The organism is Achromobacter sp. Root565 (assembly GCF_001427425.1).
In the GTDB taxonomy this organism is placed as follows: domain Bacteria; phylum Pseudomonadota; class Gammaproteobacteria; order Burkholderiales; family Burkholderiaceae_B; genus Achromobacter; species Achromobacter spanius_D.
Window position 1 is genome coordinate 2,856,073 of the sequence record NZ_LMGO01000001.1, and the last position, 6,591, is coordinate 2,862,663.

The following is a 6,591-nucleotide window of genomic DNA, read 5'->3' on the forward strand; positions in this document are numbered from 1 at the left end:
GTTCATCACCGTGTCGGACAAAGGCGTGGTCCCCGCGGCGCCCTTCAGCTTCGTCAAGGTGATGGATCACCAGCCGCCGACGGTCGCGATCAGTCCAATGCGCCACCAGGCGGGGAATTCAAGGACACCGGCGCCAACATCATCGCGCCGATGCGCCAGCTAATCGTCCGCGCTAAGGCGCGAACTGTTGTAAATCCCCGCCAATGGCCTGCTTCAGCGCGTCCAGCAGATCGATCCCAACGGCGCCAAGCCCGCGCGCGTCGCCCACGATCGCCAGCTCAGTCGGCGGCACATCGGCAAACCCGTCTGCGGCGGCCAGTTCGACGTGCGTCTCCAGGCGCGCCGAGGCCGGCAACAGACTGATCCCCAAGCCCGCAGCGACCGCCGCCTGCACGCCGGCCAAACTGTGGCTGTGGTATGCGATATGCCACGGCCGCCCCGCGCTTTCCAGCGCATAGATCATCCGCTTGCGATACACACATCCCTGCGGAAAAAGAACCAGCGGCACCACCGCCGCCCGCTCATTGCGCTGTTGGCCGCCTACCCACACCAGCCGTTCCGGCCAGGCCGCAATGCACGGACCATCGCCAGGCTCCCGCTTGACCAGCGCCAACTCCAGCTCGCCCGACGCCAGCCCAGCACGAAGATCCGTGCTCATCCCGCTAAGCGTTTCCAACCGCACCTCAGCATGGCGCGCGGCAAATTCCGCCAACAGCACCGTCAACCGAGAAACATCAAAATCCTCTGGCACGCCCAGCCGTATCACCCGCGCGGTCCGCGGCGCGGCCAACACATGCTCCGCCTCGCCAGCGATCGCCAGCAAGCGCCGCGCATAGACCAACATCAACTCGCCATCCTCGGTCGCCGCCACATTGCCGCTGGCGCGATCGCGAAGCAGCAACGTCTTGCCCACGCTTTGCTCAAGCTTGCGCACCTGCTGGCTGACAGTCGATTGTGTGCGATGCACCCGACTGGCGGCACGGGTGAAGCTGCCTTCATCCACCACGCAAACCAGCGTCTTCAATAGTTCAAGATCAAGCATTCGCTTCGACTCGTTGTTATTGATCCAGGCCGGCCATATTGCGCGTCTGCGCGTTGCCGTTCCCGTGCCGTGTCCGTCCGTTTCCACCGGATCGCATCCGCTTTCGCCCACACATCCTCTGATGCATGACAAGCTTATTTATATATCGACTGACCAAGCACGTTTTATTAATTTTACAACTGCTCTGGACGAACCTTACGCTGTGGCTTCCACCCTTGCCCAAGGTACCGACATGCCTCTCAACCAAACTCGACCCCAATGGCTCACCTTTGACTGCTACGGCACCCTCATCCAATGGGACGAAGGCCTGCAAGCCGCAGTGAAAAAGATCCTCGAGGCCTATCCCGGCTCCGCGCTGCGGCCGACCGCCGCGCAGTTTCTGCATGAATACGACGAACACGAACACCACCTCGAGCGCACGCCGCCCTACCAAAACTTCGCGTCGGTAACCCGCGAATCGTTGCGGCTGACGATGGCCCATTTTGGCCTTCCATACCGTCCCGAAGATGCAGAGACGCTTACAAGCAGCATCTCCCGCATGCCGCCGTTTCCCGAAGTCGTGGACACGCTCGGCAAGCTCAAGCAAGCCGGCTTCCGCCTGTGCATCATTTCCAACACGGACGACGACATCATCGCCGGCAACATCGCCCAATTAGGCGGCCATATCGATCGCGTCATCACGGCTGAACAGGCGGGCGCCTACAAACCCTCACGCACCATCTTTGCCCACGCCCATCAAAACCTGGGCATCACGCCCGCAGATGTCGTGCACATCTGCGCCAGTCCGCACCTGGACCTCGTCGCGGCACGCGACATCGGCTTCCGATGCGTCTGGATCGACCGCGGCACCGGCCGCAAGCCCTTGCCTGACTACCGCCCTGACGCTACCGTAGCAACTCTGGATCGCGTGCCGGACCTGTTTCGCGACGCCGGCTGGCTCTGATCCCCATCCATCTATTATTGAAGGTTGCCATGAACCACGAACCCGGTTTTGCCGACGCACTCTTCCATGCCGATTCCGTCACCGCACTGCGCACCGACTTGGCGCTGGCACTCCGTGCGGCCGCAGCGCATGACCTGGGTGAAGGCGTCTGCAATCACTTCAGCGTGGCGTTGCCCGGCGATCCCGATCATTTCCTCCTGAATCCTCGCGGCTTGATGTGGAACGAGGTCCAGGCGGACGACATCGTCCTCGTCGACGCGCATGGCAACAAACTCGCAGGCCGCCACGACGTCGAACCGACAGCCATGTTCATCCACGCCGCGATCCACCGGATCGCGGGCAAGGCCTGTGTGCTGCACACCCACATGCCCTATGCCACTGCCCTCACGCTCACCTCGGACCGCGGCCTGGACACCACCCTTTCGCAAAACGCGATGCGCTTCCATGGACGCCTCGCCATCGACGCCGAATACAACGGACTGGCGCTGGACGTCACAGAAGGCGAACGCATCGCCCACGCCATGCAGGGTGCCGACATCGTCTTCCTCGGCAATCACGGCGTCGTCGTGTGCGGCGAACGCGTCGATTACGCCTACGACGATCTCTTCTTCCTCGAACGCGCCTGTACCGCGCAAGTTCTCGCGCAGTCCACCGGACGTCCGCTTGAACCCGTCAACGCAGACATCGCCGCCAAGGTCGCCGCCCAGATCCAAAGTGAACGCCTGCAATCCGAGCTATTTTTCAAAGCACTGCGCCGCCAGCTTCCCTAATCTCGACAGTATCGAACCCAAACACAAAAACCCCTCGCGGCGCCAGCCGCGAGGGGTTTCTTTATTCGAACGATATCCAGACGGTATCRGCTTGTGCGCACCGCCACAAAGACAAAACCCCGCAGGGGATACCTGCGGGGTTTTGAGCAATAAAAGCCTGACGATGACCTACTTTCACAGACGTCCGTCCACTATCATCGGCGCGAAGGCGTTTCACTGTCCTGTTCGGGATGGGAAGGAGTGGTACCACCTTGCTATGGTCGTCAGGCGTAACTGGTTGAGCGGYTGCGGTTAGGCAACTGCTCCAATCTTGGAAGAAGCGCAACGTGTGGCGATCAGAGCCTGGAGCTCGATGATCGRCGCACAGTGGGTGTAATTGTGTTGGCTGGCTGCTGACGGTGCAGCCAGTATTTTGTATTGAACGACACTTGGAACGCTATAYCACCAGGTCAATAACCATCAGTGTTATAGGATCAAGCCTCACGGGCAATTAGTATCGGTTAGCTTAACGCATTACTGCGCTTCCACACCCGACCTATCAACGTCCTGGTCTCGAACGACCCTTCAGGGGGATCAAGTCCCCGGGATACCTAATCTTCAGACGAGTTTCCCGCTTAGATGCCTTCAGCGGTTATCTCTTCCGTACTTAGCTACCCGGCAATGCCATTGGCATGACAACCGGTACACCAGAGGTACGTCCACTCCGGTCCTCTCGTACTAGGAGCAGGCTCCGTCAAGTATCCAACGCCCACGGCAGATAGGGACCAAACTGTCTCACGACGTTTTAAACCCAGCTCACGTACCTCTTTAAATGGCGAACAGCCATACCCTTGGGACCGGCTACAGCCCCAGGATGAGATGAGCCGACATCGAGGTGCCAAACACCGCCGTCGATATGAACTCTTGGGCGGTATCAGCCTGTTATCCCCAGAGTACCTTTTATCCGTTGAGCGATGGCCCTTCCATTCAGAACCACCGGATCACTATGTCCTGCTTTCGCACCTGTTCGACTTGTCAGTCTCACAGTCAAGCACGCTTATGCCATTGCACTATCAGCACGATTTCCGACCGTACCTAGCGTACCTTCGAACTCCTCCGTTACACTTTGGGAGGAGACCGCCCCAGTCAAACTGCCCACCATGCACTGTCCCCGATCCGGATAACGGACCAAGGTTAGAACCGCAAACAAACCAGGGTGGTATTTCAAGGATGGCTCCACGTGATCTAGCGACCACGCTTCAAAGCCTCCCACCTATCCTACACAGGCCGGTTCACAGTCCAATGCAAAGCTACAGTAAAGGTTCATGGGGTCTTTCCGTCTAGCCGCGGGTAGATTGCATCATCACAAACACTTCAACTTCGCTGAGTCTCAGGAGGAGACAGTGTGGCCATCGTTACGCCATTCGTGCAGGTCGGAACTTACCCGACAAGGAATTTCGCTACCTTAGGACCGTTATAGTTACGGCCGCCGTTTACCGGGGCTTCGATCAAGAGCTTGCACCCCATCACTTAACCTTCCGGCACCGGGCAGGCGTCACACCCTATACGTCGACTTTCGTCTTTGCAGAGTGCTGTGTTTTTAATAAACAGTCGCAGCCACCGATTCTCTGCGACCCCATCATGCTAAGCGCGCAGGCGCTTCACACTACCGGGGTATACCTTCTCCCGAAGTTACGGTATCAATTTGCCGAGTTCCTTCTCCTGAGTTCTCTCAAGCGCCTTGGAATATTCATCCCGTCCACCTGTGTCGGTTTGCGGTACGGTCTCGTACAGCTGAAGCTTAGAGGCTTTTCTTGGAACCACTTCCAATCACTTCGCAAGCAATGCTCGCTCGTGCCAYACCCTTGATTTACGCGCCCGGATTTGCCTAAGCGCCATCTTCGATRCAGCAACAGGGACATCCAACACCCTGATGATCTTCCGCGATCCGTCCCCCCATCGCACTGTACGACGGTGCTGGAATATTAACCAGCTTCCCATCAGCTACGCATCTCTGCCTCGCCTTAGGGGCCGACTCACCCTGCGCCGATGAACGTTGCGCAGGAAACCTTGGACTTACGGCGAGGGGGCTTTTCACCCCCTTTATCGCTACTCATGTCAGCATTCGCACTTCTGATACCTCCAGCAGCCTTTACAAGCCACCTTCGCAGGCTTACAGAACGCTCTCCTACCGCGTGCACTAAAAGTGCACACCCGCAGCTTCGGTTTATCGCTTAGCCCCGTTACATCTTCCGCGCAGGACGACTCGATCAGTGAGCTATTACGCTTTCTTTAAAGGATGGCTGCTTCTAAGCCAACCTCCTGACTGTCTATGCCTTCCCACTTCGTTTCCCACTTAGCGATAATTTGGGACCTTAGCTGGCGGTCTGGGTTGTTTCCCTCTTGAGTCCGGACGTTAGCACCCGGTGCTCTGTCTCCCAAGCTGTACTTGCGGGTATTCGGAGTTTGCCATAGTTTGGTAAGTCGCCATGACCCCCTAGCTATAACAGTGCTCTACCCCCCGCAGTAATACTTGAGGCACTACCTAAATAGTTTTCGGAGAGAACCAGCTATTTCCAGATTTGTTTAGCCTTTCACCCCTATCCACAGCTCATCCCCTAATTTTTCAACATTAGTGGGTTCGGTCCTCCAGCACGTGTTACCGTGCCTTCAACCTGGCCATGGATAGATCATCTGGTTTCGGGTCTACACCCAGCGACTRAATCGCCCTATTCGGACTCGCTTTCGCTACGGCTTCCCTATTCGGTTAACCTTGCCACTGAATGTAAGTCGCTGACCCATTATACAAAAGGTACGCAGTCACCCCACAAGGAGGCTCCTACTGTTTGTATGCATACGGTTTCAGGATCTATTTCACTCCCCTTCCGGGGTTCTTTTCGCCTTTCCCTCACGGTACTGGTTCACTATCGGTCGATCACGAGTATTTAGCCTTGGAGGATGGTCCCCCCATCTTCAAACAGGATTTCACGTGTCCCGCCCTACTTGTCTTACGCTTAGTTCCACACACAGAATTTCGTCTACAGGGCTATCACCTGCTACGGCCGGACTTTCCATTCCGTTCGACTATCCTGCGYGCTAAAACGTAAAGGCTCATCCGATTTCGCTCGCCACTACTTTCGGAATCTCGGTTGATTTCTTTTCCTCGAGCTACTGAGATGTTTCAGTTCACCCGGTTCGCTTCCACTAGCCTATGTATTCAGCTAGGGATACTGCATTGCTGCAGTGGGTTTCCCCATTCGGATATCTGCGGATCAAAGCTTGTTTGCCAGCTCCCCGCAGCTTTTCGCAGGCTACTACGTCCTTCATCGCCTGTGATCGCCAAGGCATCCACCATATGCACTTAGTCGCTTGATCCTATAACGCTGTAGGCTATAGGACCTGAGTATTAGCGTTTGTGCCGTTCATAAGTTTCAAAGCAGTCTGAGGCTTGCACCYCAGTCTTGAGAACTTGGAACAAAAATAATGCAATCACAACCCGTGCCCATCYTCATCAGCARCGCTGATTACTYGATGAACACATTTTCGTTGTGCTTCTTCCAGATTGTTAAAGAACAAATATAGCTGTTGRGTAAAACCCAACTCATAACATCGTGAGCCACGACACTATGAGTTGGCCTCTACATCGCCACCGGCGATYAATGAGAATCAATGGTGGAGGTGAACGGGATCGAACCGATGACATCCTGCTTGCAAAGCAGGCGCTCTCCCAGCTGAGCTACACCCCCATATCCCGCTTGACGCGAAATACYTGGTGGGTCTGGTTGGATTCGAACCAACGACCCCCGCCTTATCAAGACGGTGCTCTAACCGACTGAGCTACAGACCCAAAACCTTCT

Annotated in this window: 3 protein-coding genes, 2 tRNA genes and 2 rRNA genes; 2 read left to right on the plus strand and 5 right to left on the minus strand. The window is 56.5% G+C overall.

The annotated features are described in order from the left end of the window. Positions 1-172 precede the first annotated feature (172 nt). The gene (locus ASD71_RS12770; protein ID WP_056564164.1) at positions 173-1,042 is read right to left on the minus strand and encodes a LysR substrate-binding domain-containing protein; all 870 of its coding nucleotides are present in this window, start codon (positions 1,040-1,042) and stop codon (positions 173-175) included. Positions 1,043-1,274: 232 nt separating this feature from the next. On the opposite strand from ASD71_RS12770, the gene ASD71_RS12775 reads away from it, so the two are divergent. Next, positions 1,275-1,985, plus strand: coding sequence for a haloacid dehalogenase type II (locus ASD71_RS12775; RefSeq protein WP_056564165.1), 711 nt, complete (start codon positions 1,275-1,277; stop codon positions 1,983-1,985). Positions 1,986-2,014: 29 nt separating this feature from the next. Further along, on the plus strand, positions 2,015-2,755 hold the full coding sequence (locus ASD71_RS12780; protein ID WP_056564166.1) for an aldolase: 741 nt from the start codon (positions 2,015-2,017) through the stop codon (positions 2,753-2,755). A gap of 155 nt (positions 2,756-2,910) precedes the next feature. Here the strand turns inward: ASD71_RS12780 and rrf are convergent. From rrf to ASD71_RS12800, 4 genes are all read right to left on the minus strand, one after another. Continuing rightward, positions 2,911-3,023, minus strand: a 5S ribosomal RNA gene (rrf, locus tag ASD71_RS12785). A gap of 201 nt (positions 3,024-3,224) precedes the next feature. Beyond that, a 23S ribosomal RNA gene (locus tag ASD71_RS12790) occupies positions 3,225-6,109 on the minus strand. 295 nt (positions 6,110-6,404) lie between these two features. Continuing rightward, positions 6,405-6,480 (minus strand) — tRNA-Ala (locus ASD71_RS12795). Between the two features lie 24 nt (positions 6,481-6,504). Beyond that, positions 6,505-6,581: transfer RNA gene (locus tag ASD71_RS12800), tRNA-Ile, on the minus strand. Positions 6,582-6,591: the final 10 nt, after the last annotated feature.

Excerpts from the sequence above, each read along its gene's own strand:
- ASD71_RS12780 (WP_056564166.1), top strand. The coding sequence starts at position 2,015 with ATGAACCACGAACCCGGTTTTGCCGACGCACTCTTCCATGCCGATTCC.
- ASD71_RS12770 (WP_056564164.1), bottom strand. The coding sequence starts at position 1,042 with ATGCTTGATCTTGAACTATTGAAGACGCTGGTTTGCGTGGTGGATGAA.
- ASD71_RS12775 (WP_056564165.1), top strand. The coding sequence starts at position 1,275 with ATGCCTCTCAACCAAACTCGACCCCAATGGCTCACCTTTGACTGCTAC.